This is a genomic window from Paenibacillus sp. FSL R5-0908 (assembly GCF_038006245.1).
Lineage (GTDB): Bacteria > Bacillota > Bacilli > Paenibacillales > Paenibacillaceae > Paenibacillus_AQ > Paenibacillus_AQ odorifer.
This window is the reverse complement of sequence record NZ_JBBOUV010000001.1, coordinates 7,264,977-7,288,167: the sequence shown is the minus strand read 5'-3', so window position 1 is coordinate 7,288,167 and position 23,191 is coordinate 7,264,977. Positions and strand designations below refer to the sequence as shown.

Below are 23,191 nucleotides of genomic sequence, written 5' to 3'. Positions count from 1 at the left end.
AAAAAAAGGTGAGCAAGATTGACCTAAGTCATCCTGCCCACCTGTGTATTCAATTAATAGACTTTATCTCCATTAAAAATGGAGTTCTTAACGATAACGTAATCCACATTACGGATAGCCTCTAATTTATTGCCACCTGCATAAGAGATGGAGGATTGAAGATCCTGCTCCATTTCTCTTAGGGTTTCTGCTAAAGCCCCCTTATGCTCAACCGCAATTTTCTTACCTTCGACGTTCTTCTTTTCACCTTTTTGGTATTCTGAAGCGGAGCCAAAGTATTCTTTATAGAGCTTCCCAGCGATTTCGATGGTTTCACCCGGAGATTCTTCATGACCGGCAAATAGTGAACCAATCATGACCATAGAAGCGCCAAATCGTACGGATTTAGCAATATCACCGTGTGTGCGAATGCCTCCATCGGCAATAATAGGCTTGCTTGCAGCCTTGGCACACAAGCGTAGTGCAGCTAACTGCCAGCCGCCTGTACCGAATCCAGTTTTGATCTTAGTGATACATACCTTCCCTGGTCCAATCCCAACTTTAGTAGCATCAGCCCCAGCGTTTTCTAATTCTCTAACGCCTTCAGGTGTTCCTACATTTCCTGCAATAACAAAACTAGCAGGCAGGTATTGTTTAATATGTTTGATCATCCGAATGACTGCTTCGGAATGGCCATGTGCAATGTCAATTGTAATGAATTCCGGAACCAGCTGTTCTTTGGATAATTGTTCGACGAAATCATACTCTTCTTCTTTAACTCCGACGCTGATGGATGCGATTAATTCACGGGAGTGCATGTCTTTGATGAAAGACGTACGTTTCTCCGGTTCAAAACGATGCATAATGTAGAAATAGCCATTTTGCGCCAAGGAGATAGCGATCTTCTCATCAATGATGGTTTGCATGTTGGCAGGTACCACCGGCAATCTAAATTTATGCCCACCGAGGGTGACTGATGTATCACACTCCGAACGGCTGTTTACGATACATTTTGCAGGAATTAATTGAATATCTTCATAATCGAATACTTCTTTCATAATTTACACCTCTAAATGCGAACATTATAGTATTTTGGTTTGTTAATTGTTCGTCCAAATTGTAATGTACCTCATTCTGCGCCGTAAGTCAAAATTCTAGTACATTATGGTGTAAATTGGACATAATTATACGGCAAATTCGTGTACGGCATTCTTTTTCCTCCATTTAAAAAAGCTTGAAGGCAATATAAGCAGCAACGGTCCAGATAATGATCGCGGAGATCTTATTAATGATCCGCATGATTTTGCCACTGGCGTCGATTTGTCCTACGGTTTTTCCGGCTACAGCCAGCCCAAAGAACCAAATCCATGACACTAGGATAGTCGCGCCAGCAAATACAACTTTGTCTACACCTGTGTAACTAAGCGAGCTAGTGCCGATAACGCCAATAGTATCCAAAATCGCATGTGGATTTAATAAAGAAACGGACAGCGCGAACAGGATTTGTTTTTTGGAGGATAAAGGGGTTGCGTCTTGCGCTGACGATGCCGGTGTACTTTTCCAGATAGACCATCCCATATACAAAAGAAATAAAAGTCCTACAGCAAATAAAGCGGTCTGCAGAACGGGGATGGCAAACACAAGGACTGAAACACCTAATACGGCTAATAAAATAAGCAGGGTATCGCATAAAGCGGCTGTAACAATAACGGGAATGGCTTTTTTAAAATGTGGCTGCGAGGCCCCTTGGTTAAATACAAAGACATTTTGTGCGCCAAGTGGAAGAATTAATCCAAAGGCTAGTGCAATGCCATGAAGTAGTGCGGCTAACATAGTTATTATTCCCCCGATACTGGTCATACGTTATAAAATTTACGGACCTATTGGTTTGATTGGTTCACTACAATTTTATGGACAAATAATATGTACTATCATACAGTCTGGGCTTTGCTTTAAAAAGCTGGTTATTCAGAGGGACATTGAATGATCAATTACACTAATTACACCATTAGTAAAAATGTCATCTCAACTCATGACTTTTTGTAACTAGTGAGTCCTTAAGGGGTTACACTATAATAAAGATTAAGTCAGCAGAGTATATAGGGGGAAATGCCTTGTTTAATCTGGTCAAACAGTGGTTCTGGTACGATTGGCTCGTCCTCCTGTTTCGGATTTGTTTTTCTACTTCTTTTTTGGTCACCATGTGTTATCTTTCGGAAGATTTTACGATTCCTTTCTGGATCGCGTTTGTTTGGGGCGTGGTCTCTTTTTCTGTGCCTTGGTTTTGTTTGCAGCTGCATTACAAGTATTATCTGATCGCGGAGATCCTTTTTTCGGGTGGGCTTTGTTTATATTTGGCTGCTTTGTTTCCTGAATCGTACGTAACTTTTCTGCCTATCGCTTTTATGATCGCCAGCAATAGTGCAGAGAAGTCCTATCGCTGGACAGCTCCGATCACGGTCATTTTGATTCCAGTTATGTTATCTAGATTGTCACAACAAATGGATGCTGTATCAATGATTTTTAACATGGGTTTAGTGTATACGCTTGGGTTCGCTTTTCATTTACTAGTGGTGAATCACAAGCAGGGTAGAATTATTAAGGAGCAAAATGCTGTTTTAGAGCAGTATATCTCGCAAGTTGAGCGTATGACACTTCTGGAAGAACGAGATCGTTTATCCAAAGATCTGCATGATACGGTGGGGCATTCTTATACTTCAATTATTATGGGGCTAGAGACTTTACGTTCGGAGGTGAACACCTCTGAAGGAGAGCACAAAATAGATGCCTTGTTAAAGCTAACCCGCAATGGCTTGGATGATGTTCGGCGATATTTGCACCATGTGGGCGCTTCGGAGGATGCATTGACGCTTATGCAGTCCCTACAGAAATTAGTGGATGACTTCCAGACCTTCTCCAAGGTTAAGATTCGCTTAAGAACATTCGGAGAGCCGTATACAGTATCTAAGCAGGCCCAAATGGCACTATACAGATGTTTGCAGGAGTCGATAACCAACGCTGCACGTCATGGTCACGCCACTGAAATTGTCATCAGCTTACATTATGAAGAGAAGTTGATTCGGCTGGATGTGCAGGATAATGGATTAGGCACTGAAGATTTAAAAGCAGGATTTGGTGTCAATGCGATGAAGGAGCGTGCCTCCAACTTGCAAGGACAGGTGTATTTCTACTCTAAGCCAGGGGAAGGAACCTTAGTGACCTGCAGTTTACCAAGGCTTGAAGAGATACAGGAGGAAACGGTTCGTTTATTGCTGGTGGATGATCAACCCTATATCCGCGATAGTCTGCGAATTATTCTAGAGCAGGAGCCGGATTTTGCGATTATTGGGTTAGCTGAGAATGGTGAACAAGCAATAAGCCTCTGCGAGCAGGAAGAACCTCACGTGGTGCTGATGGACTTAAATATGCCAGGCATGGACGGTGCAGAAGCGACTAAGCTTATTAAGCAAAAATGGCCAGGGGTACGAGTGTTGATCCTGACTACTTTTCAAGAAGCAGATATGGCAGTCGAGGCACTGCAAAATGGGGCAGATGGTTACTTGTTAAAGTCTACCGAGCCGCAGGAGCTGTTCGAAGGAATACGTCTCGTACATCGGGGCGTAAAGATGATTACACCCGATATTACGAATGTATTAATTGATCACTATGAGATGCATCCAGCTTCAGAGGCGCCGCCGACGGAGAAGAATAATGAATATGGGCTGACCTCGCGTGAGCTGGAGATTCTAGAATGCCTCTCGAAGGGAATGCGTTATAAATCTATTGCCGCTAAACTATATCTGTCCGATGGAACGGTGAGAAATTACGCGTCCACCATCTATGCTAAGCTCGGGGTACGAAACCGTGAGGAGGCAGTCGAGAAGGCTTTTGGCATTTCGGATTAACGCTGACTAAATCTAAATCAGTTAAAATTGAGAAACACCTTATTGTTTGCTTTCCCTTGAGGGAGTAGGCGGTAGGGTGTTTTTTTTGTCATATGACATTATGGCACTGGTCGATTTTACACCAAAAGCACTAGCATAAGAGTTGCTTAGATATGAACAATTTTTTATTGCAGAGAGGGAGAGAAAAGCATGAATCAAATGATCCGGAAACATGTGAGAAATTTCTGTTTCTTATTAATTACTTTTGCCACAGGGCTATTTTACTTTTGTTTTTATTTGGTGGGCATTACCTTTGGAGTTGCGATGTCCTTCACCTTAGTGGGGATTCCGATCCTCTATTATGTTTTGCGTTCTACCGAGACTTTTTTACAGTATGAGCGAATTCGAACTAAAGTCTATACGGATATCTCCGTTCGCACGCTACCAACCCGATCTCACGAAGAAGGCAGCTTGTGGGAAAAGGTGAAGATGGAGTTGCAGGATAATCATAACTGGAGAGCGATTATAGGGTTGATGTTGCAACTTGGCATCGGTATGGTCAGTCTCATTTGTGCCACTCTTTTTTACTTGACCCCTATTATTCTCCTGTTGTCACCTATCCTGTATTTATTAGATGTATCCTCTATAACGCTATTTGGGATTGAAAATAAAACATTCAACATCTCACTTTTCTTCATGTTGTTAGGTGCAGTGTCTCTATGGATAGGTGCTTATCTCGGAAACAGTCTGGTAAAGATGATCGGCAGGTATACGCGGCGTTTAGTGAAGGATTTTGCTAGAAGATAAACTCAAACAGGAAAGAAGGAAAAATGATGATAACCTCAGTTCCATTTATAAAATTATTCTCACAATCCCTTTGGATGATGTGGGAGAACATATTTGCTGTCATCACCAAATTTCGTAGTCAGTCCGTGCGTAGATACGGGATATGTAAATTGGTAGTGTTGAAATATCACGGAGAAAGTTTGGTCTGCCAAGATGGGCAACGGATACTTCCGGGAGATTGGGTGGGTGAGCTTCATTTGGACAATCGCCAGATCGTGCAGCTGACACGTACGCTTGGCGCAGATCGGGCCGGAATTCGTACGGCACGCATGCTCCGCGAGGCTATGAAGGAGATCAGTCGTGATCTAGACAGCAATCCGGAACTAAGCAAAGTAAATGCGCTAACCGGGATTACACTGCTTCACCGGGGGATTATTCATGGAATAGGTTTTGAGCAGCGCCCTATCAAGTCCAAATGGCAGCGGCACTGGTTCGGGATATACCTTCGTTTCTTACTGCGCATGCTGCATCCGGAAGGGAAACATCGTGTAGAGGACAGCACAGAGAAGTTATCTCCCATGATGCTTGTGCTTAGCAAGCAGTCCTTGAAAGCGCGGTTTGCCCCGCGTAAGACAGAGGCGGCTTCCTAATGTGGGCCTTCATAATTTTAGCAGTGGATGTGATTGTTCTTTATATGATCGTTCCTTTTGCACTTACCCGAATATTGGGATGGGGGGTTCACTCGGAGGTAGGTGCAGAGAAGGAAATTGCGTTTACGTTCGATGACGGTCCGGATCCTTGTTATACACCTGAACTTCTAGATCTATTAAAAGAGCATGGCATAAAGGCGACCTTCTTCGTATTGGGCAAAAAAGCGCAGAAATATCCGGAACTGATCGAGCGTATGCACAGAGAAGGGCACCAAATCGGCATTCATAATTATACTCATACACCCAACTGGATCCAGTTCCCCTGGACCAATAGACGGAAGCAAGTAGATCGCACAGCAGACATTGTTGAGCGAATTACAGGAGAGCGGCCTATCTTTTACCGCCCACCTTGGGGGCTTCTTAATCTAGGGGATTTCTTTTTGCTAAGAGAATCTTATCGAATCGTATTGTGGTCTGTCATGGTCGGAGATTGGAAAGCGTCACTGAGTGCAGAACAATTAAAGGATGCCTTAATAAAAAAAATAAAACCAGGCTCAATCATTGTTCTACACGACAGCGGAGATACACCGTGGGCAGATGAAGAAGCGCCCTTGAATATGATCACTGGATTAGAAGAAGTCTTAAAAGAAATGGATAAAAAGGGTCTGAAGTGTCTGCGGATGGATGAACTGCTGAACAAGGAAGTTAGTTATAGTAGAGAAGCTAGATCCAGAGTCAAACATCGGGGGCAGATTGATCTGTAGCTATTGAAATTTCTCAATCATTTTTTATATGGCAAGGGCTATGGTAACATTTAGAGTAAAGCGGTCCGTACCTATATAAATTGTTGAGAAAAGGATGGGGTAGCATGTTGAATGCTTCTTACTGGTTAACCAATATAAGATTAGAACAAGGTTATGTTATTGAGGATGGGCAAGTAGCGGGTACGAATACGAAGATTTGTCATCTCCGCATTGACGGGGATAAGATATCAGAAGTTGTTGGAGCAGACATAGAGCTTCAGAGCCAGCTCCCGAAATATGACTGTAAAGAGTTGTTGATATTGCCTTCTTTCGAAGAAGCACATATCCATTTAGATAAAACGTATTACGGTGGACCATGGAGAGCGGTAAAGCCTGCGTCCAGTGTTTTCGAACGGATTGAGGAAGAGAAGGTATTATTGCCTAAGCTGCTGCCCATGGCGAGACAACAAGCAGAGAGCATCCTGACGCTTATTCAGGGGTTTGGTGCCACACATGTGCGTAGCCATTGCAATATTGAGCCTGTCAGCGGTTTGCAGCGATTAGAGGCAACTGTACAAGCATTAAATACATTCGCAGGCACAATTTCAGCTGAAATTGTGGCGTTTCCCCAGCATGGCCTGCTGCGCTCGGATTCTGTGCAACTGGTAAAACAATCTCTGGCAGAGGGGGCAACCTTTGTAGGCGGAGTAGATCCTTATACGGTGGATGGAGATATCGAGAAGTCACTTCAGACGATGGTGGAACTAGCAGTGATGAGTAATGCCGGCATTGATATTCATTTACATGATGGAAAAGAAGCGGGAAAGAAAACACTGACGCGGTTAGCTGATCTGACGGAAGAAGCTGGCTTGCAAGGAAAGGTCACGGTCAGTCATGCGTTCTGGTTCGCAGGAGCTCAGCAGCAAGAGGCAGAAGAGGTAGCTAAACGGATGGCATCACTGGGTATGACTATTGCATCCACAGTGCCTATTGGAAGAATGATGATGCCACTTCCGATGCTGCATAGCCAAGGGGTAAAAGTGAAGCTGGCAACAGATAGCCTTACCGATCACTGGTCCCCTTTTGGTAATGGAGATCAATTGGAAAAGGCAGGACGTTACGCGGAGTTGTACGGCTGCAACGATGAATTGGCATTATCTCAATCCCTCGGATTTATAACAGGAGGATTAACACCCCTTGATCCAAAAGGCGAGCAGGTATGGCCAAAGGTTGGCGACACTGCTAGCTTTGTGCTGTTGCATGCCAGCTGTTCGGCAGAAGCAGTAGCCCGAAGAGCGCAGCGCCAAGCTGTCTGGTACGAAGGCCGTCTGGTGAGTGGTTCGATAACAAATAGAGACCTGTGAGGCAGATGATATGCTCCTCTCTAACTATCTGCATCAGTATAAATCGGCGATCCTCTCACTCCCGAAGGGTACAGTGCTAACTAAAGAGGATCTGCAGGTGGATAAGCTTCTAATGGAGCGTAATGGCAAGGTGGAAATGTATTATGCGCCTCATAATGAGTATATTAATCCTTCTGCTAAGGTGATCATTATGGGGTTAACGCCCGGGTTCACACAAATGGGCATAGCGATACAAGAAGCGATCATAGGTCTGGAAGCTGGTTTGTCAGATGAAGAGGTATGTAGAACAGCAAAGGAAGCGGCCAGATTCGCAGGTTCCATGCGGAACACCTTAATTCATATGTTAGATACACTTAAACTGCATCAACACTTGAACCTAACCTCTTGTGAGGAACTATTTCAGCAGCAGCAGACGATCCTGCATACCAGCTCTTTATTGCGTTTTCCCGTGTTCGTGGATAAAAGAAATTATAGTGGAGCCCGGCCCAAGCTACTTTCAAATTCATTCCTTAGGGCGCAGGCATTAACTTCCTTGCGTGAGGAGCTGAACATACTGAGCCGGGCTTTAATTATTCCCTTAGGAAAAACAGTGGAAAGTATACTTCAACTCCTTGTGTCCGTAGGTGAGCTTGATAAACAACGCTGCTTATGGGGATTTCCCCACCCCTCGGGCGCCAACGGACATCGATATAAGCAGTTCGCCAGCCAGCAAGAACAGATGGTGAAGATACTGCATAATCATTCATGGAAGGGCTGATTCAAGCCCCCTATCAGATGATCTACATGAAGTCAAAAAAATAACGAATGACATGAAAAAAGACCGGTGAAGTGTAGGTCAAGCTATCGATCCGGCTTAAATGGCTTTGCTTCAATGCCACGAATTTATCGCCATCGCCGATTAGCAGATCCCGCTTTAACACGGAAACCGTTAAACTGCCAAAGAAGCCGCTCAAGCTGATCAACATGCCTGACAGTAACCCGAAGATTGGGTTGAGCGGCGTCAGGTAGGGATAGATTAGATAGGAAACTCCTGTCGTGATGACAAATGCGAAAGCGAAACCCTCCCAAGTCAAATACGGATTGGCGGTGGGAACTATTTTCCGCTTCCCTACATAAAGTGATGCCAGATAGTGGACCACATCATTGAGCTGCGTTAGCACTACTAGAAAAAGTACAAGCCCCGCTCCATACTCCGGTGTAGCAAATTGAAAGTAGGCCAAGTGGCTAAGTCCGAATACCATCAGCATAAGCCCCCATTGGGTGGAGCTGACACTACGCATAAAACCAACCGTGCCTTTATTAATCATTCTGGGCAGCGGTAGGAGCAAGAATACATAAACCGGGATGAAGACAATAAACATTCCGTACCACTCGATATAAATCCAGTAGAACTGTAACGGAATGGATAAGTACGCCCACAGAAATAGCCTGCGGTCGGATTTTCGTGATTTCATCATAGAGAAATACTCCTTCAGTGCAAAGAAGCAGAGCACCATGAGAGACAGCAGAGAGACGACGGGATTAAATAGGGTAGCTAGGCAAAAGATAAAAAGCATTCCCCACCACGTCTTGATGCGAAAGCCAATGCCCGTATAATCCTTATTTGGCTGTAGCTTTCCTATAACTACATACATCAAGTGAATGGCCGATAAGGCCGCAAAGATAAGAATTATAGTTAATAAAGAGCGGTCGATAACTGATCACCAACTTGTCCTAGAGTAGATTCCATTAATGGGTTCATATGTTATTATGAAGGAAACGCTCAAACTTGATAAGGGGAAAATTGTAAATGGCAGCAGATCCATCGGTCTTTATATTACTGACGAATACCGGGACGCTTTTTACGAAGCTCATTCAAGGCTATACGAAAGCACCGTATAATCATGCCTCGATCTCCTTTAATCGGGAGCTTTCCGAGCTGTATAGCTTTGGCAGAAAGCATCCGAGCAACCCCCTGAATGGAGGGTTTGTGAAGGAGGATATTAAGACAGGTACGTTCAGCAAATATCCAAATACAACATGTGTCCTATATGAACTTCAAGTTACAGCCCGCGAAGTGGAGAAAATGGAGCGGGTCTTGCAAGTCTTTATCCGAAGCCGTCAAAAGTATCTCTATAATATTCTCGGCGTAATTGGCATTGCCCTGAAGGAGCCTGTCGAATTCAGCAACTCTTATTTTTGTTCGCAATTTGTAGCGGAAATTCTAGAGCGGTCGGGCATTAAGTTATGGAATAAGCTGCCTGCACTCGTTACTCCGGATGATTTTCGCCAAAGTGATCGGCTGAGATTGGTTTACTAAGGTAAATTAAGTGAATATGAACCTGAGCGCCTAGGAGGAGACGAAGGATGAATAGCAAAGAAATATTTTCTAATCGGGTGGATTCGTATGTGAAATATCGGCCGAGCTATCCTGGAGAAGCCATTAATTATTTGTACAATACTATTGGGCTCCAACCCAATTGTGATATTGCTGATATTGGTGCAGGAACAGGAATATTCTCAGCATTACTTCTGGAGCGCGGGAGTTGTGTGACTGCCGTTGAACCCAATCCGGAAATGCGTAGAGCTGCGGAAGAGAAGTTCGCAAAGGATAACCATTTCTCTGTATCGCCGGGGTCTGCTGAACATACAGAATTATCAGATCAGTCGATGGATTTTATAGTATGCGCCCAAGCGTTTCACTGGTTTGATAGGGACGCAACGCAATTGGAATTCAAGCGGATTCTAAAACCGGGTGGAAAAGTTATTCTGATATGGAATTCCCGGCTTACTTACGGTACCCCATTTCTGGAGGAATATGAGCAGCTACTGCAGACCTTCGGCACGAACTACACTCAAGTTAATCATAAGAACATTACCCCTGAGATCCTTAGCTCCTTTTTCAAGAAAGAACAGATGCAAGTAGCGCATTTTAGCAATCAGCAGGTGTTTGATTTGGAGGGCTTAAGCGGGCGGCTTCGATCGTCTTCCTACACTCCGGTCCCCGGAGATCCAAGCTATGAGAATATGATGACTGAGCTGCGGAATATATTTGAACGAAATAACCAGGGTGGGCAAGTGTTTTTTGATTATAAGACCGAAATTTATTGGGGCGAAGTGTAAAATAAATAAAAAGACTCAAACCTTAGAGATAACAGGGTTTGAGTCTTTTTTATTTGTAGTTATGAAAGATGTACGTAAAACGTGGTGGACTCGCCGCCGACACTTTTGGCATAAATTTTTCCTTTATGCTGTTCAACAATGGATTTAGCAATCGCCAGCCCTAGGCCATATCCCCCTTGTTTACGCGCCCGGGAAGCATTTGTACGGTAGAATCGGTCAAAGATTCTCGCTAAGTGCTCCGGTGCAATGCCCTCACCCGTATTAGTGACTGCTAACACCATGTCATTATGTTGTTTTTTAAGGGATAAGGTGACTGAGCCTTTAGGGTTCGAATATTTTACAGCATTGTCCAAGAGGATCATAATCACTTGTTTGATCTGTTCACTATTGCCTAGCACTGTCAGATCAGGCTCGATGTCATATTCAAGGGAAATATGCTTCTCAAAGATTACAGCTTCCATCGTTAAAATGATATTTTCAACCACGTCGCTCAGATTGAATTTCGAATAAATCATTCTCGATCTGGAATCGTCCATCTCGGTCAGGTACAGCAGATCATTGGTCAGGCTGGTCATTCTTTCTGTTTCCGATTTGATATAGTGCAGCCACTTGGACTGATTGTGAATGGTATCATCACTGTTGGACAGGAGAACATCTGCATTGGTGTTAATAATGGTCAACGGCGTCTTCAACTCATGGGAAGCATCCGCAATAAATTGTTTCTGTTTCTCAAAAGCCTCCTTTACCGGCGCAATTGAACGATTAGCAAAAAAGCGGCTAGCGAAGTACAAGATAATCAGCATCACTGAGCCAACTACAGAGAAGGTATAGATTAGATTGGTGAGGATCTTTTGCTCTGCAGTGATGTCCAGAAATACAAGCATCGCCCCATCATTCGTATGCTGGATGTTGAAGATCCATTTGCTGCTATCCAAGGTGAACCTTCCGGTATCTTTACCGGCACTTAGCGCTTCTTGCAGAGCCGTATTATAAAATTCATCGTCCATAGTAAATTTGGAATCTTTCCCTATGAGGTTCGACGCTGTATCTATCTTCAGCATAAATGAGACTGACCGTTCAGGAGGTGGAGTCCCGTTATCCATACGTTTATTATCTGCATGGGGTAACTGGGAACTTCCCTTAGTTGAGCCCATACGTCCTGTATCACCACCGGGAGACTTGTAGTTTTCCATGATTCTGTGAAGATCCATCTGAATACCGTTTTGGACATCTCGGTACGTAATTACATATATGGAGATGAAGGCCACAAGCATGATCACCGAGATGGTGACTAAGTTAACAATAAGAAACCGATTTCTGAGTTTCGTGAACATTAGGCCGTCACCTCTAATACATACCCTACGTTTCTGATCGTACTAATGCGTACGGTCGAATTTAAGAAGGTCAGTTTTTTTCTCAAAAAAGAAATATACACCTCTACATTATTGTGCTCAGCATCTGAATCAAAGCCCCACAGCTTCTCAATTATTTGTTCTTTGGAGGTTACAGCTTGTTTCCTCAAGATCAGAAGCTCCAATAGCTCGCATTCCTTTAGATTGAGCTTGATCTCTTTGCCACCCACGGTAAGCTTCAGATTGGATGTATTCAGTTCAATATCCCCGAACTTTAAAGCATCATCCGGTATCACCTCGCCTTTACGTCTTAGTACAGCCCTTATTCTCGCCAATAAGATCTCCGAGGAAAAAGGTTTGGCGATATAATCGTCAGCCCCATAGTCCAGCCCAGTGACCATATCTGTAATTTCACCCTTTGCGGTAAGCAGGATAACGGGAGTGGGTATCCCCTTTTTTCGCAGCGTCTTGAGGACGCTGACCCCATCCATCTCAGGCAGCATGATGTCGAGCAGCAGTAAGTCATAGATTCCACTCAGTGCATAATCCAGACCTGATCTGCCGTCATGGACTGCATCCACCGAATAATTATGTTTTTTTAATATTTGAGTTAAGGCTTCAGCGAGATGAAGCTCGTCTTCTACTATTAATATTCTCATGGTTTTGCCATCCCCTACATAGAACCAGTATTTGTTATTGAGGTCATTATATCAGTATTACCTTTATTGAACCTTAATGAAGAGAGACAACAGCGGCCGGAAGTCCAACATTCAACGCAGTTACGATGTACACCGGTTAAAGTCGTCTGCGGTCTTCTCCAACTATTAAGGGAATGTAAAAGATAATCAATAATTTGTAAAACCATTTAAGATTCATTAAAGGTTTGGGATCTAAGATACATTCATAAGCACACGAGACAACGATAAAGAGAAAGGATTGATCACATATGGCGATTGAGGTATTCAACCGTTATGAGAACAAATATTTGTTGGACAACGAAGCCTACTATAAATTTTATAACCAATTGCTTGAATACATGGAACTAGACGATTTCAACAAGCAACATGAGTTTTACTCCATAACCAACTTATATTATGACACGGAGCACAACACCCTGATTCGTAACAGTCTTGCGAAGCCCAAGTACAAAGAGAAGCTTCGTTTAAGAGCTTACGGTGTTCCAAATCAAGATACGAAGGTGTATCTGGAAATCAAGAAGAAGGTATTTGGTCTTGTTAATAAAAGAAGAACGTCGCTCAAATTAAACGAGGCTTATGAATTTGTCGCCACCGGTATGGAACCGGAATTCAAGGATTACATGAATAAACAGGTGATTGAAGAGATCAAATATTTTCTGACACGCTATGATTTGCAGCCCAAGGTGTATCTGTCTTATGACCGAAAAGCGTTGTTCTGTAAAAACAATCGCGATCTAAGAATTACATTCGATACAAATATTCGCAGCCGCCGGTACGATTTGAAGATGGAGCACGGTGTTCATGGCGAACCCTTGCTGGAGCCGGGGCAGTGGCTTATGGAAGTAAAGGCTGAGAATACGATTCCTGTCTGGCTGGCCAAAATGCTCTCAGAGCATCAAATGTACCGTACAAGCTTCTCCAAGTACGGCAACGAATATAAAAAAATGCTGAAGAACAGTAAAACAGAACGGGAGAGTGCCCTCTATGCTTGATTCATTATTTACCGTAGCAACTAGTACAGAGTTAACGTTTACCAATGCACTGTTAACTATTTTTATAGCTATTGCTCTTGGCGGGATCATTAGCTACACCTATATGAAGACCAATGCAAGCGGCTATTCGCAAAGCTTCACACTAACAATGGTACTGCTGCCCGTAATTGTGGCAATCATCATTTTGCTTATCGGCAGTAATGTTGCCAGAGCTTTCAGTCTTGCCGGGGCGTTCTCCATCATTCGGTTTAGAAGTGCGCCTGGCGATCCGAAGGATATCACATTTGTTTTGTTCACCATGGCTTCTGGACTTGCCTGTGGAGTGGGTTCCTTTGGATATGCAGTCTTGTTCACCCTTATCCTATGCGCCCTTATGTTTATCCTTAACCGGACTAACTTTGGTGTAAGAACAACGTCGCAAAAAACATTAAAGGTAACCATCCCGGAGAGTCTGGGATATGAGGAAGCCTTCGCTGAAGTATTCAATAAATATAACGTTGGATATGAGCTTAAAAAGATTAGAACGACTGAGCTTGGCAGTTTATATGAACTGGTCTACGCTGTAACGCTGGGTGAGGCTGTGAACCAGAAGGAATTTTTGGATGCAATTCGTACCCGGAACGGTAATTTAGACCTGTCTCTGACCATGACTCCAACTGCTAATGACTATTAAGATAACGAAAGGATGGATGAAAAATGGATAAATATATAACCGGAAGTAAAGTAGGAATCTTGCTATTGTGTGCATTACTTATGTCGGCTTGCAGCACCAATTCCACAACAACACAGTCTGAAGCGGCGGGTACAGCAGCAGCCTCGGGAACAACGATAACTCAGAACGGGGCTGCCACGGGAGTACAACTGGCAAGCGTCAAATTGTCCGATCTGGTGACGTTCGATGAAGAGGATTCTAATACAACTTGGACAGCTGACCAATCGACCGAAATTGCTTTGGCTGGAACAAGTGCGCTTGTTGACGGCACCGGGGCTGAGTCTAAGGATGGATCAGTGACAATTACTGCAGCAGGAACTTATGTGCTGTCTGGTAAGCTGAGTGATGGACAGATTGTAGTTAATAATCAGGATGAAGGTACTGTGCACTTGGTACTGAACGGTGTGAACATCACGAACAGCGATAGTGCTGCAATTGATATTAAAGAAGCGGGTAAAGTGATCATTACCTTGGAAGACGGGACGGAGAACTCCGTATCTGATGGAGCAACTTATGTGTATGCCGATGAAACTACAGATGAACCGAGTGCGGCTATCTTCAGTAAAGCGGATTTAACGATTAATGGTACCGGGAAGCTGTCTGTTTCCGCTAACTATAATGACGGAATTACGAGCAAGGACGATCTGAAAATTATGGGTGGCACTATTGAAATTAAGGCTGCCGATGACGGGATTGTAGGTAAAGATCTTGTCGCTGTACAAGACGGAAATGTCAGCATAACGGCAGAAGGCGATGGTATGAAATCAACCAACGATACTGAAACGGACAAAGGCTTCATAGCAATTTCAGCAGGAACATTTGATATTACGGCTGGTAATGATGGAATTCAAGCTGAGACTTCACTTGTCATAGATGGCGGAACATACACCTTAGTTACGGGTGGGGGCAACGAGAAGGGTGAAGTGAAAACAGGTGATCAAGGGCAAGGTATGGGCATGAGAGGTGGCCGAGGTCAGGGAACAGGGGATCAAGCACCAGGAACAACAGGAACCTCAATACCTGAAACCAAACCAGAGACAATGCCAGAAACAAAACCGGAGATACCAACAACGGAAGCATCAACAATGACAACAACGGCAACAACTACAGAATCGGAAACACCAAGTACTAAAGGCTTGAAGGCTGGAGGAGATATTAGCGTAAACAACGGAACCTTTACCATCGATTCTGCTGATGATGCAGTGCACAGCAACAGTAACATTGCTATAGCTGATGGAGAATTCAACATCAAAACTGGCGACGATGGAATCCATGCGGATGCCTTGGTGGCGATATCCGGTGGCAAAATTGATATTACGAAGAGCTACGAAGGGATTGAAGGAGCAAACATCGAGATTTCCGGTGGCGAAGCTCATGTGGTTGCTTCTGATGATGGAGTGAATGTAGCAGGAGGTAACGATGAGGCGACTGTAGGCGGCGGCCCTCAGGAGCAGGATCAATTCAGCGATTCTGCTAGCAATATGCTAACGATTAGTGGAGGAACACTAACGGTCGATGCTTCAGGTGACGGGCTGGATTCGAACGGCTCCATCACAATGTCGGGTGGCACGGTTATTGTCAATGGACCTACCAATAGCGGTAACGGTGCACTTGATTTCGACGGTAGCTTTGAACAGAGTGGAGGAACTTTGGTGGCTGCGGGAAGTTCGGGCATGGCACAAGCACCGTCTGACACCTCTAGCCAACATGCAGTCAGCATGACCTTCCCTCAGACCCAGGAGGCTGGAACATTGGTTCATCTAGAGGACAGCGAAGGCAACACGATCCTGACCTTTGCTCCTTCGAAGAGCTATCAAACGGTGGTGATTAGTTCACCGGATCTGAAGGACGGCGGTTCTTACACCCTCTACTCGGGAGGTACCTCGACTGGTAGTGAAGCGAACGGACTGTATACGGATGGTGAATACACAGGAGGAACAAAAGTAGTAGCGTTCGAAATTACAAGCAGCGTAACTTGGCTAAATGAATCAGGAGTAACAACCGCAAACACTAATCAAGGTCCAGGTGGCGGTGGTGGTGGAAACAGAAGACCTTAGGTTATAAATTGCATATCAAAAGCCACTCCAGCATTATTTTGGAGTGGCTTTTTTTAGTTTGAGATAAATTAGTCGCCGTTAACAGGGATGGAATTCTGTTTAATCGGTTGATTTGAAGTGTTGATGATCACATTGTGTGAATTAAAAGACAGAATTTCAATCAGCTGCTCTGCCATATGGTTAGCTGTATATTTAAATCCGCCTTTTACCCACTCTATGATTAATCCAAATAGAGCATAGGCGGTATAACTGGAAAACAATTCGATATTTACATTGGTATTAGTGTTATTAACTGCGACTAAGTCCCGCTTGGTGAGCTCCTTTAAGAGATCGCAAATCCTATTTTGGAACCCTGGAAGAACATTGGAATTTATAATGATGGTATAAAAGTTAGAGTAAGAGACCACATGTTCAAAAATCTTGATGCTCGAGGTGGTCAGCTCACTAACTATAAATTTATCGGTATGAAGATAGGGTTCTTTATAAGCCTTAATTAAATCCTCCAACACATCATCAATTAGCTCATTTAGAAGTTCTTCTTTGGTTTGATAATGTTTATAGAAGGTTCCGCGGTTTAAGTCGGCAAGGGTAACGATATCGGTTATCGTAATCGTGCGGAAATTCTTTTTTTCCATGAGTAATATCAATGCGTTTTTAAGCTCTTTACGTGATTTGCTAGTTCTCCGATTATTTTTAAGCAACAGAAGACCACCTAACTGTCTATTTTCTAATCCTATTTGAACAGAATCCTGCGTTATATATATTTATGAACATTTGGTGTCTCATTTGTATATTGATAGTTAAATTTTAGAGGATTAAACTTGAGTAGTATAAATTTTAAGCGTTAAAGAGATTTTATATATTGATATTTACATTATAGATAAACGTAAAGGAGACTTCCAACATGAAACTTCAAGACAGAGTTGCAGTGGTTACCGGGGCAGCATCAGGTATGGGGAAATCTATCGCAGAGTTGTACGCTAAAGAAGGGGCAAAAGTGATTGTAGCCGATCTTAACCTCGAAGGTGCAGAACAAGTAGCCGCAGGGATCGTAAGTAATGGTGGAGTAGCTAAGGCATTGAAAGTAAATGTTGCCCTAGTTGAAGATATCGATAGCATGATTGATACCGCAGTAAAGGAATACGGAACACTAGATATTCTTGTGAATAACGCCGGTATTATGGATGGGTTTGAGCCAGTTGGCGACATAAGCGACGAGAAATGGGATCTTATCTTTGATATCAATACCAAAAGTGTAATGCGGTCCACTCGTAAAGCACTGCCTATTTTTTTGGATAAAGGAAAAGGGGTTATCGTTAATACCGCTTCTACAGGTGGCGTAAGTGGTGCCCATGCGGGAGCAACTTATACTGCCTCTAAACATGCTGTAGTAGGCTTGACGAAAAACACAGCTTTTATGTATGCCAACAAAGGGATTCGTTGTAATGCTATCGCACCAGGAGCTACTGCTACAAACATCAGTGCTTCAATGAAAAATATAAATGAATTCGGCGTGAGCCGTACGCAATTAACACAGGCTGTGATCCCTCGTGTAGGTACACCTGAAGAAATCGCACAAGTTGCGTTATTCCTGGCTTCGGATGATTCCAGTTTTGTAAACGGAGCTATCATCGCTGCTGATGCGGGTTGGACTTCTGCATTCTAAATGTTAGTTGTCTACCTCTACTTCAACAGTTTATCCACGGAGTCTTAGGGACCCAGATGACGTTATTCGCAAATTTTCAGCCTTTTGAGAAGGGATTCGGACTCCAGAGACGCTATTTCATATAAATCGGCCCATAATTGGTGTTTTCGCGCCAATAGCTGCAGTGGAGTCCGTTAGTAATCCAAATGTGGAATAATGGCGCATTTAAAGTCTGCTCGGTCCGCTAACCAATTTTTTCGGACAAAATGTGATCGGATTAAACGCAGAGGTACCCCAGCACGCTACCATTTTGCCAAATGATGACCCAAACGGGAGGCTACATAAAACTCCGCTAGAGATTAATCTAGCGGAGTTTTTTATACGCTTGATATTTCCAGGGGAACCCTGCAAAATAGAGAGAATGCTAACTATAGAGGAGTTATATGAAATGAACGATGTTATGGTGCGGAATCATGTAAAAGTCATTGGAGCAGGAGAAAAAACTATCCTTTTTGCGCATGGATTTGGGTGTGATCAAAGCATGTGGCAGTTTATCACGCCATCATTTGAGAAAAAGTATCGAATCGTTCTATTTGATTATGTAGGCTCAGGCCATTCAGATTTAAGCGCATATACATCGGATAAATATCATACTCTCCATGGTTATGTACAGGATGTACTAGATGTTATCGAAACATTTGAACTCAAGGATCTTATTTTTATAGGCCATTCTATTAGCTCTATGATCGGTTTGCTTGCTTCAATCGAGCGGCCGGATTATTTTAATAAAATGATTATGATCGGACCTTCCCCACGTTATTTAAATGAGGGAGATGCTTATTTCGGGGGCTTCGAAAAAAGTGATATTACTGAGCTTCTGGATATGATGGAGATGAATTTCGCGGGCTGGGCTAGCTTTATGGCTCCACTTGCGATGAATAATCCTGACCCAATGTTGACTAAACAGCTGGAACGAAGCTTTATTTCGGCCGACCCTATTATCGCTAGAGAATTTGCGGAAGTTACATTTTTTTCGGATCATCGAGAAGATCTGCCTAAAGCGACAGTGCCTACACTCATATTGCAATGCTCGGATGATAGTATCGTTCCTATAGAAGTAGGAGAATATTTACATAGACACATGAATAATAGTACGTTCCGGTTAATGGAGGCCAAGGGCCATTATCCACATATTAGCCATCCCCAGGAGACCATTACTTTGATTAATGAGTATCTTGGGTGAGATGGAGAAGATTATGGTGTTGAAAGGATATTTAGACAATGGATGACCGGTTAAAATATGCGCCATGCGGATATGTTTCCATTACCCATGAAGGAATGATCCTCGATGTGAATCAAACCTTTTTGGACGGGATGGGATATCAACAGGTTGATTTGGTAAATAAACATTTTGAATCTATCATGTCTACGGCCAACAAGCTTATTTTTCATTCATACTTCTATCCTTTTATCAATCTGAATGGACATGTAGAAGAGCTATTTATCAATTTGAAGGACAGCAAGGGGCAAGCCGTGCCTTACTTGTTAAATGGCAGACGCCTTGAGTGTGAAGGTGTAGAGGTCATTGATTGTATTCTCGTACAGATGGGCAAACGTATTGATTATGAGCTAGAGTTACGATCTGCGAAGAAGCAAATAGAAGAGGCGTATTGGGAAAAAGATCAGGCGCTGGCAAAGCTCAAACAAATCCACCTGGAAATCGAGCAAAAGCAAGCTGAATTACTGGAGATGAATGCCGTTTTAGTAGAGCTATCTACTACAGACAAGCTTACTGGATTAAAGAATAGAAGGTTCCTGCAAGAAAAGCTGGAAGAACAGATTGCAGCGTATCAACGTGATCAGGCGCCTTTTTCATTATGTATTCTAGATATTGATCACTTTAAAAATGTGAATGATACCTACGGTCATCAGATGGGTGATTATCTCCTGGAGAAATTGGCGAGTATCCTGAAGTCCCAATCTCGTAAAGAAGATATCGTAGCTAGGTATGGTGGTGAGGAGTTTATCCTTCTGCTGCCTAATACAGATTCATCGGATGCCACGGCAATAGCGGACAATTTGCGGCAATTCATAGCCAGCTCCACTTGGGAGATTGGCAGCATTACGGTAAGCATTGGCATAGCTACCTTTGAAGCAACCGATACAGACATCACTCTTCTGGAAAAAGCTGATCAAGCGCTATACGTTTCTAAAGAACAGGGGAGAAATCGCGTTACGCATATTATGGATTTGAGTGAAAAGCTTCTTTAATTGGAGGCTTTTTTCGTTATTTATAAACGATACATCCTCTTTGCTCTAATTGCTCTAATTGCTCTAATAATTCTGTTCTTCTTAAGCTGTGATTCCATCTTAAATCCAGTTTCTCTAATCGTCCAAGTTGTAGAATCGAATCCGGGATTTCTTGCAGATTATTATCTCTTAAATCAAGCTCAACGAGGCTGTTTAATTGACCTATTTCCTCAGGGAGTCTATTCAGTTTATTTTTTCTAAGGTTCAGTCTTCTTAACTTGCTTAAATTACCGATAGATGAAGGCAGCTCAGTGATTCGATTATCACTTACATCGAGTATCCGCAGTTCTTCTATAGCGCCCAAATGCTCTGGCAAGACGGCCAGTTGCTTAGGTATAGAAAAGAATCCAACCCCTGCAATCCGCCAATGCTCTCCGGCAACACCTTCAGCCGATTATGGCCTAAATCCAGCATTCTTAGGTGAACTAAGCGACCGATGTTCTCGGATAACTGTTCGATTTCATTGCCCGCATAATTAAGTACCTCTAATTCGTCATGAAGGAAGAGCTGATCGGGAATCTCTTTAATATGATTGTTGTACATGGCATCAAGCCTATGTGACAACGTTACGATAGAATATAACAGGATGATGATTTATTATCAGTATGTTGGCATACAAAACTATGGAATGTGGATCATGCCTACATTATCTATTCGGGGATTGTAAGGGTGTACGCTACCACGAAAGGGAAAGAGCATACCGTAGATCTTTTTGGAAAAGGCGATTTCTTTGGCGATCTGGAAGTAATCCATCCCTCCAATATAAGAGTGCTGTCTGCGGTGGCTATGAATGATACTGTATTATTTGATATTCAACATCAGCAGATCACCGTGTTAGACCCGGTATATTTACTGGAGTATACGGATTTCGATTGAGATGAACAGTTCCGGGATCTTTTTCAGAGAATCGATTATTAAAGGGGTTATGAATGTGGCTTGTAATCATTGTGTAGTAAGAGAGCTGAATTTTCAAATCAAGGCTCATGGTGAGCTTAATCTTAGGGTTTTACCTGAGGTTATTCATCATTTGAGTAGAAGTTATACGATACATAAGGTGGAAGGAAATGTGATTACAATTAAGGAGGCTGGGGTGCGGGATTTCCTAGATTTCTGTAATGACCATATGGAATCGGAGCAGGTTGAATTCCGTATAGATGACCAAACATGGAGACCTCTATCCGAATTACCCACTGTACTTGATATGGAGTGGATTGATGAGGTTATCACTAAGGGTCTTGTTATTTGCTACTTCCAACCGATTGTGAACGTAAGGGAAGAGATTTTTGCATACGAGCTCCTATCCAGATTTAAAAAAGAAGACGGATCCCTTATCTATCCTAATGAGATTTTTGCGGCGGCACGGAATCGTGGGCGTTTATATGCTTTAGACCGGTTATGTAGAATGACGGCTGTAAAATATGCTGCGCCCTTAAATAAAAAAACGTTTATTAATTTTATCCCTACATCAATTTACGCTCCAGAGTTCTGCTTAAGATCAACTGTTGAATTGGCTAATCAATTAGGTGTCGATCCCTCTCTTTTTGTCTTTGAAGTTGTTGAAACGGAGAAAGTGGATGATCTCGCTCATTTGAAAGCTATTTTGACATATTACAAGGATCGGGGATTTGAATACGCTTTAGATGATGTTGGGGAAGGCTTCAGCACAATCGAGATGTTATTGGAGCTTAAACCTCATTACATGAAGCTAGATATGAAATATGTTCAAGGCGTGTCCAGTGATCCGAACAAACAGAAAATAGCTAAACAATTTTTAGAAAAGGCTTTAGAAATCCAATCTGTTCCTTTAGCAGAAGGTGTGGAGTTTAGAGAGGACTTTGAATGGCTTAAGCAGAGTGGTTATCAGTTGTTTCAGGGATATTTATTTGGAAAGCCTGATCCTATTCCCAAACAGTAATCCTAATGAGTATATATCGGTCCAGAGGATGAGATGAATTTCAGGTCAGAGTCTGAGTACAGCCAACCCCCGGGGTTGTATAATTTAGGTAATTGAAAAGGGGGACGGGATGGATATGAAATGGCATCAATTTGTAACGCGCTGGGCAGATTCTAGGGGCTTTGATGGACGAGAGATTGATTATCAATGGCCTTCTCCCTCCTTTCCGGTCATCAGTATTCGCAGTAATCTAGGGCGATACTCAGGTCAAGCGTATGGTCGTGGAGGTAAACCCCGTGTGAAGACAGCCGTTGGATTAATCGCTATTGGAGATGTAGCTGTAGGCTTGATTTCCATAGGTGCGATAAGCGTGGGCGTACTATCCTTAGGAGCAATATCACTAGGAATGTGGTTAGCCCTTGGAGCGATAGCACTTAGCTGGCTTGGCTTCGCAGTGGGAGCCATTGCGATAGCAGGGGTGGCTGTAGGAGCGATCGCAATCGCGGAAAAAGCGTTGGGGGCCATCGCCATAGGGGATACGGCGTTTGGTGCGATAGCGATAGGCAGGATCGCTGGGGGTGCCATAGCTATCGGACAATGGGCATATGGTGTAATCGCAGTTGGCGAACATGGTTTCGGATTAATTCCCGTCACGGGCGATGTATGGAATTGGTTCCGGCGCTTGTTTGGATCGGGGAGTTAAGTAGACCTACAGTCCTAAAGGATGCCCTTCTCTTCCGGGATAGTCAATAAATAATATCTATCACCTAAGAAAAACTAATTGCAATTACCTATACTCATTTCATACCAATTAATCATGCGATCAGATCTAGGCTTATGTTACTCTTTGAATGTATTCGAAACTTCATAGGCAAACCTATGGAAATGTAGGGACGCAAAGCTAAAGGGACTAAGGTTATCATAACTATTGTCAGCCAGCTGCCAAAGAGTGTGTAACGCTTTTTGTTAAAATATAAGAAAGTATACGTTATACACCTATACTTAATATCTTATATTTCTCGC

At 43.1% G+C, this 23,191-nt stretch carries 25 protein-coding genes and 1 riboswitch; of the genes, 17 read left to right on the top strand and 8 right to left on the bottom strand.

All coding sequences use genetic code 11. The features are described 5' to 3' along the window. Positions 1-53: 53 nt before the first annotated feature. Positions 54-1,037, bottom strand: coding sequence for a GMP reductase (gene guaC / locus MKZ09_RS33305; RefSeq protein WP_036682307.1), 984 nt, complete (start codon positions 1,035-1,037; stop codon positions 54-56). Between the two features lie 166 nt (positions 1,038-1,203). Then, positions 1,204-1,812: a LysE/ArgO family amino acid transporter gene (locus MKZ09_RS33300; RefSeq protein WP_076202140.1), complete on the bottom strand. Its 609-nt coding sequence runs from the start codon at positions 1,810-1,812 to the stop codon at positions 1,204-1,206. Positions 1,813-2,093: 281 nt separating this feature from the next. On the opposite strand from MKZ09_RS33300, the gene MKZ09_RS33295 reads away from it, so the two are divergent. The 6 genes from MKZ09_RS33295 (at position 2,094) to MKZ09_RS33270 (ending at position 8,163) form a co-directional block, all read left to right on the top strand. Continuing rightward, positions 2,094-3,884 (top strand): helix-turn-helix transcriptional regulator, encoded by a 1,791-nt coding sequence (locus tag MKZ09_RS33295; protein WP_076202137.1) that lies wholly within the window; start codon positions 2,094-2,096, stop codon positions 3,882-3,884. 189 nt (positions 3,885-4,073) lie between these two features. Then, positions 4,074-4,670 (top strand): sensor domain-containing protein, encoded by a 597-nt coding sequence (locus MKZ09_RS33290; protein WP_036682302.1) that lies wholly within the window; start codon positions 4,074-4,076, stop codon positions 4,668-4,670. Positions 4,671-4,693: 23 nt separating this feature from the next. Further along, positions 4,694-5,299, top strand: coding sequence for a YkoP family protein (locus MKZ09_RS33285; protein WP_076202135.1), 606 nt, complete (start codon positions 4,694-4,696; stop codon positions 5,297-5,299). Next, positions 5,299-6,063 (top strand): polysaccharide deacetylase family protein, encoded by a 765-nt coding sequence (locus tag MKZ09_RS33280; protein ID WP_076132805.1) that lies wholly within the window; start codon positions 5,299-5,301, stop codon positions 6,061-6,063. Before MKZ09_RS33285 ends, MKZ09_RS33280 begins: the two co-directional genes overlap by 1 nt. A gap of 104 nt (positions 6,064-6,167) precedes the next feature. After that, positions 6,168-7,406, top strand: a complete 1,239-nt coding sequence (locus MKZ09_RS33275; RefSeq protein WP_076202132.1) for an amidohydrolase — start codon at positions 6,168-6,170, stop codon at positions 7,404-7,406. Positions 7,407-7,503: 97 nt separating this feature from the next. Next, a complete protein-coding gene (locus MKZ09_RS33270; protein ID WP_256719151.1) occupies positions 7,504-8,163 on the top strand; it encodes a uracil-DNA glycosylase family protein in 660 nt (219 codons plus the stop codon). A gap of 22 nt (positions 8,164-8,185) precedes the next feature. On the opposite strand, the gene MKZ09_RS33265 is transcribed toward MKZ09_RS33270, so the two are convergent. Further along, positions 8,186-9,100, bottom strand: a complete 915-nt coding sequence (locus MKZ09_RS33265; RefSeq protein ID WP_076132799.1) for a phosphatidate cytidylyltransferase — start codon at positions 9,098-9,100, stop codon at positions 8,186-8,188. 95 nt (positions 9,101-9,195) lie between these two features. On the opposite strand from MKZ09_RS33265, the gene MKZ09_RS33260 reads away from it, so the two are divergent. Beyond that, positions 9,196-9,705 carry a hypothetical protein gene (locus MKZ09_RS33260; RefSeq protein WP_341041777.1) on the top strand — a complete coding sequence of 170 codons (510 nt, stop codon included), beginning with the start codon at positions 9,196-9,198 and terminating at the stop codon, positions 9,703-9,705. Between the two features lie 47 nt (positions 9,706-9,752). Further along, complete coding sequence (locus tag MKZ09_RS33255; RefSeq protein ID WP_076202128.1) at positions 9,753-10,508, top strand: class I SAM-dependent methyltransferase; 756 nt, start codon at positions 9,753-9,755, stop codon at positions 10,506-10,508. Positions 10,509-10,567: 59 nt separating this feature from the next. Here MKZ09_RS33255 and MKZ09_RS33250 read toward each other — a convergent pair whose 3' ends face one another. Together MKZ09_RS33250 and MKZ09_RS33245 are read right to left on the bottom strand one after the other, a co-directional pair. Further along, positions 10,568-11,842 carry a sensor histidine kinase gene (locus MKZ09_RS33250; protein ID WP_076202125.1) on the bottom strand — a complete coding sequence of 425 codons (1,275 nt, stop codon included), beginning with the start codon at positions 11,840-11,842 and terminating at the stop codon, positions 10,568-10,570. Then, entirely contained in the window at positions 11,842-12,519 is a 678-nt protein-coding gene (locus MKZ09_RS33245) for a response regulator transcription factor (RefSeq protein ID WP_076202122.1), read from the bottom strand. Before MKZ09_RS33245 ends, MKZ09_RS33250 begins: the two co-directional genes overlap by 1 nt. A gap of 287 nt (positions 12,520-12,806) precedes the next feature. On the opposite strand from MKZ09_RS33245, the gene MKZ09_RS33240 reads away from it, so the two are divergent. From MKZ09_RS33240 to MKZ09_RS33230, 3 genes are read left to right on the top strand one after another with little or no spacing between them, the layout of a single operon-like run. Then, complete coding sequence (locus MKZ09_RS33240) at positions 12,807-13,550, top strand: polyphosphate polymerase domain-containing protein (protein WP_076132794.1); 744 nt, start codon at positions 12,807-12,809, stop codon at positions 13,548-13,550. After that, positions 13,543-14,223 carry a DUF4956 domain-containing protein gene (locus MKZ09_RS33235; RefSeq protein ID WP_076132792.1) on the top strand — a complete coding sequence of 227 codons (681 nt, stop codon included), beginning with the start codon at positions 13,543-13,545 and terminating at the stop codon, positions 14,221-14,223. The genes MKZ09_RS33240 and MKZ09_RS33235 overlap by 8 nt, the downstream gene beginning before the upstream one ends. A gap of 23 nt (positions 14,224-14,246) precedes the next feature. After that, the gene (locus MKZ09_RS33230; RefSeq protein ID WP_076202120.1) at positions 14,247-16,319 is read left to right on the top strand and encodes a carbohydrate-binding domain-containing protein; all 2,073 of its coding nucleotides are present in this window, start codon (positions 14,247-14,249) and stop codon (positions 16,317-16,319) included. A gap of 68 nt (positions 16,320-16,387) precedes the next feature. Here MKZ09_RS33230 and MKZ09_RS33225 read toward each other — a convergent pair whose 3' ends face one another. Then, a complete protein-coding gene (locus MKZ09_RS33225; RefSeq protein ID WP_254847725.1) occupies positions 16,388-17,020 on the bottom strand; it encodes a TetR/AcrR family transcriptional regulator in 633 nt (210 codons plus the stop codon). 203 nt (positions 17,021-17,223) lie between these two features. On the opposite strand from MKZ09_RS33225, the gene MKZ09_RS33220 reads away from it, so the two are divergent. From MKZ09_RS33220 to MKZ09_RS33210, 3 genes are all read left to right on the top strand, one after another. Further along, entirely contained in the window at positions 17,224-17,985 is a 762-nt protein-coding gene (locus tag MKZ09_RS33220; protein WP_076202117.1) for an SDR family oxidoreductase, read from the top strand. A gap of 427 nt (positions 17,986-18,412) precedes the next feature. Beyond that, positions 18,413-19,207: an alpha/beta fold hydrolase gene (locus MKZ09_RS33215; protein ID WP_076181841.1), complete on the top strand. Its 795-nt coding sequence runs from the start codon at positions 18,413-18,415 to the stop codon at positions 19,205-19,207. 38 nt (positions 19,208-19,245) lie between these two features. Next, positions 19,246-20,235 carry a sensor domain-containing diguanylate cyclase gene (locus tag MKZ09_RS33210; RefSeq protein ID WP_076202114.1) on the top strand — a complete coding sequence of 330 codons (990 nt, stop codon included), beginning with the start codon at positions 19,246-19,248 and terminating at the stop codon, positions 20,233-20,235. Positions 20,236-20,251: 16 nt separating this feature from the next. Here the strand turns inward: MKZ09_RS33210 and MKZ09_RS33205 are convergent, their stop codons facing one another. Together MKZ09_RS33205 and MKZ09_RS33200 are read right to left on the bottom strand one after the other, a co-directional pair. Then, positions 20,252-20,590: a leucine-rich repeat domain-containing protein gene (locus MKZ09_RS33205; RefSeq protein ID WP_076202111.1), complete on the bottom strand. Its 339-nt coding sequence runs from the start codon at positions 20,588-20,590 to the stop codon at positions 20,252-20,254. Then, positions 20,566-20,817 (bottom strand): leucine-rich repeat domain-containing protein, encoded by a 252-nt coding sequence (locus MKZ09_RS33200; RefSeq protein WP_076202108.1) that lies wholly within the window; start codon positions 20,815-20,817, stop codon positions 20,566-20,568. The genes MKZ09_RS33205 and MKZ09_RS33200 overlap by 25 nt, the downstream gene beginning before the upstream one ends. Positions 20,818-20,904: 87 nt before the next feature. Between MKZ09_RS33200 and MKZ09_RS33195 the strand changes: the two genes are divergently transcribed. The 3 genes from MKZ09_RS33195 to MKZ09_RS33185 all read left to right on the top strand — a co-directional run bounded on the left by MKZ09_RS33195 (position 20,905) and on the right by MKZ09_RS33185 (position 22,871). Next, complete coding sequence (locus tag MKZ09_RS33195; protein ID WP_076202105.1) at positions 20,905-21,150, top strand: cyclic nucleotide-binding domain-containing protein; 246 nt, start codon at positions 20,905-20,907, stop codon at positions 21,148-21,150. 190 nt (positions 21,151-21,340) lie between these two features. After that, complete coding sequence (locus tag MKZ09_RS33190) at positions 21,341-22,189, top strand: EAL domain-containing protein (protein WP_305953756.1); 849 nt, start codon at positions 21,341-21,343, stop codon at positions 22,187-22,189. Between the two features lie 115 nt (positions 22,190-22,304). After that, positions 22,305-22,871: a hypothetical protein gene (locus tag MKZ09_RS33185; RefSeq protein ID WP_076132953.1), complete on the top strand. Its 567-nt coding sequence runs from the start codon at positions 22,305-22,307 to the stop codon at positions 22,869-22,871. 157 nt (positions 22,872-23,028) lie between these two features. Further along, a riboswitch (cyclic di-GMP riboswitch) is annotated at positions 23,029-23,115 on the top strand. Positions 23,116-23,191: the final 76 nt, after the last annotated feature.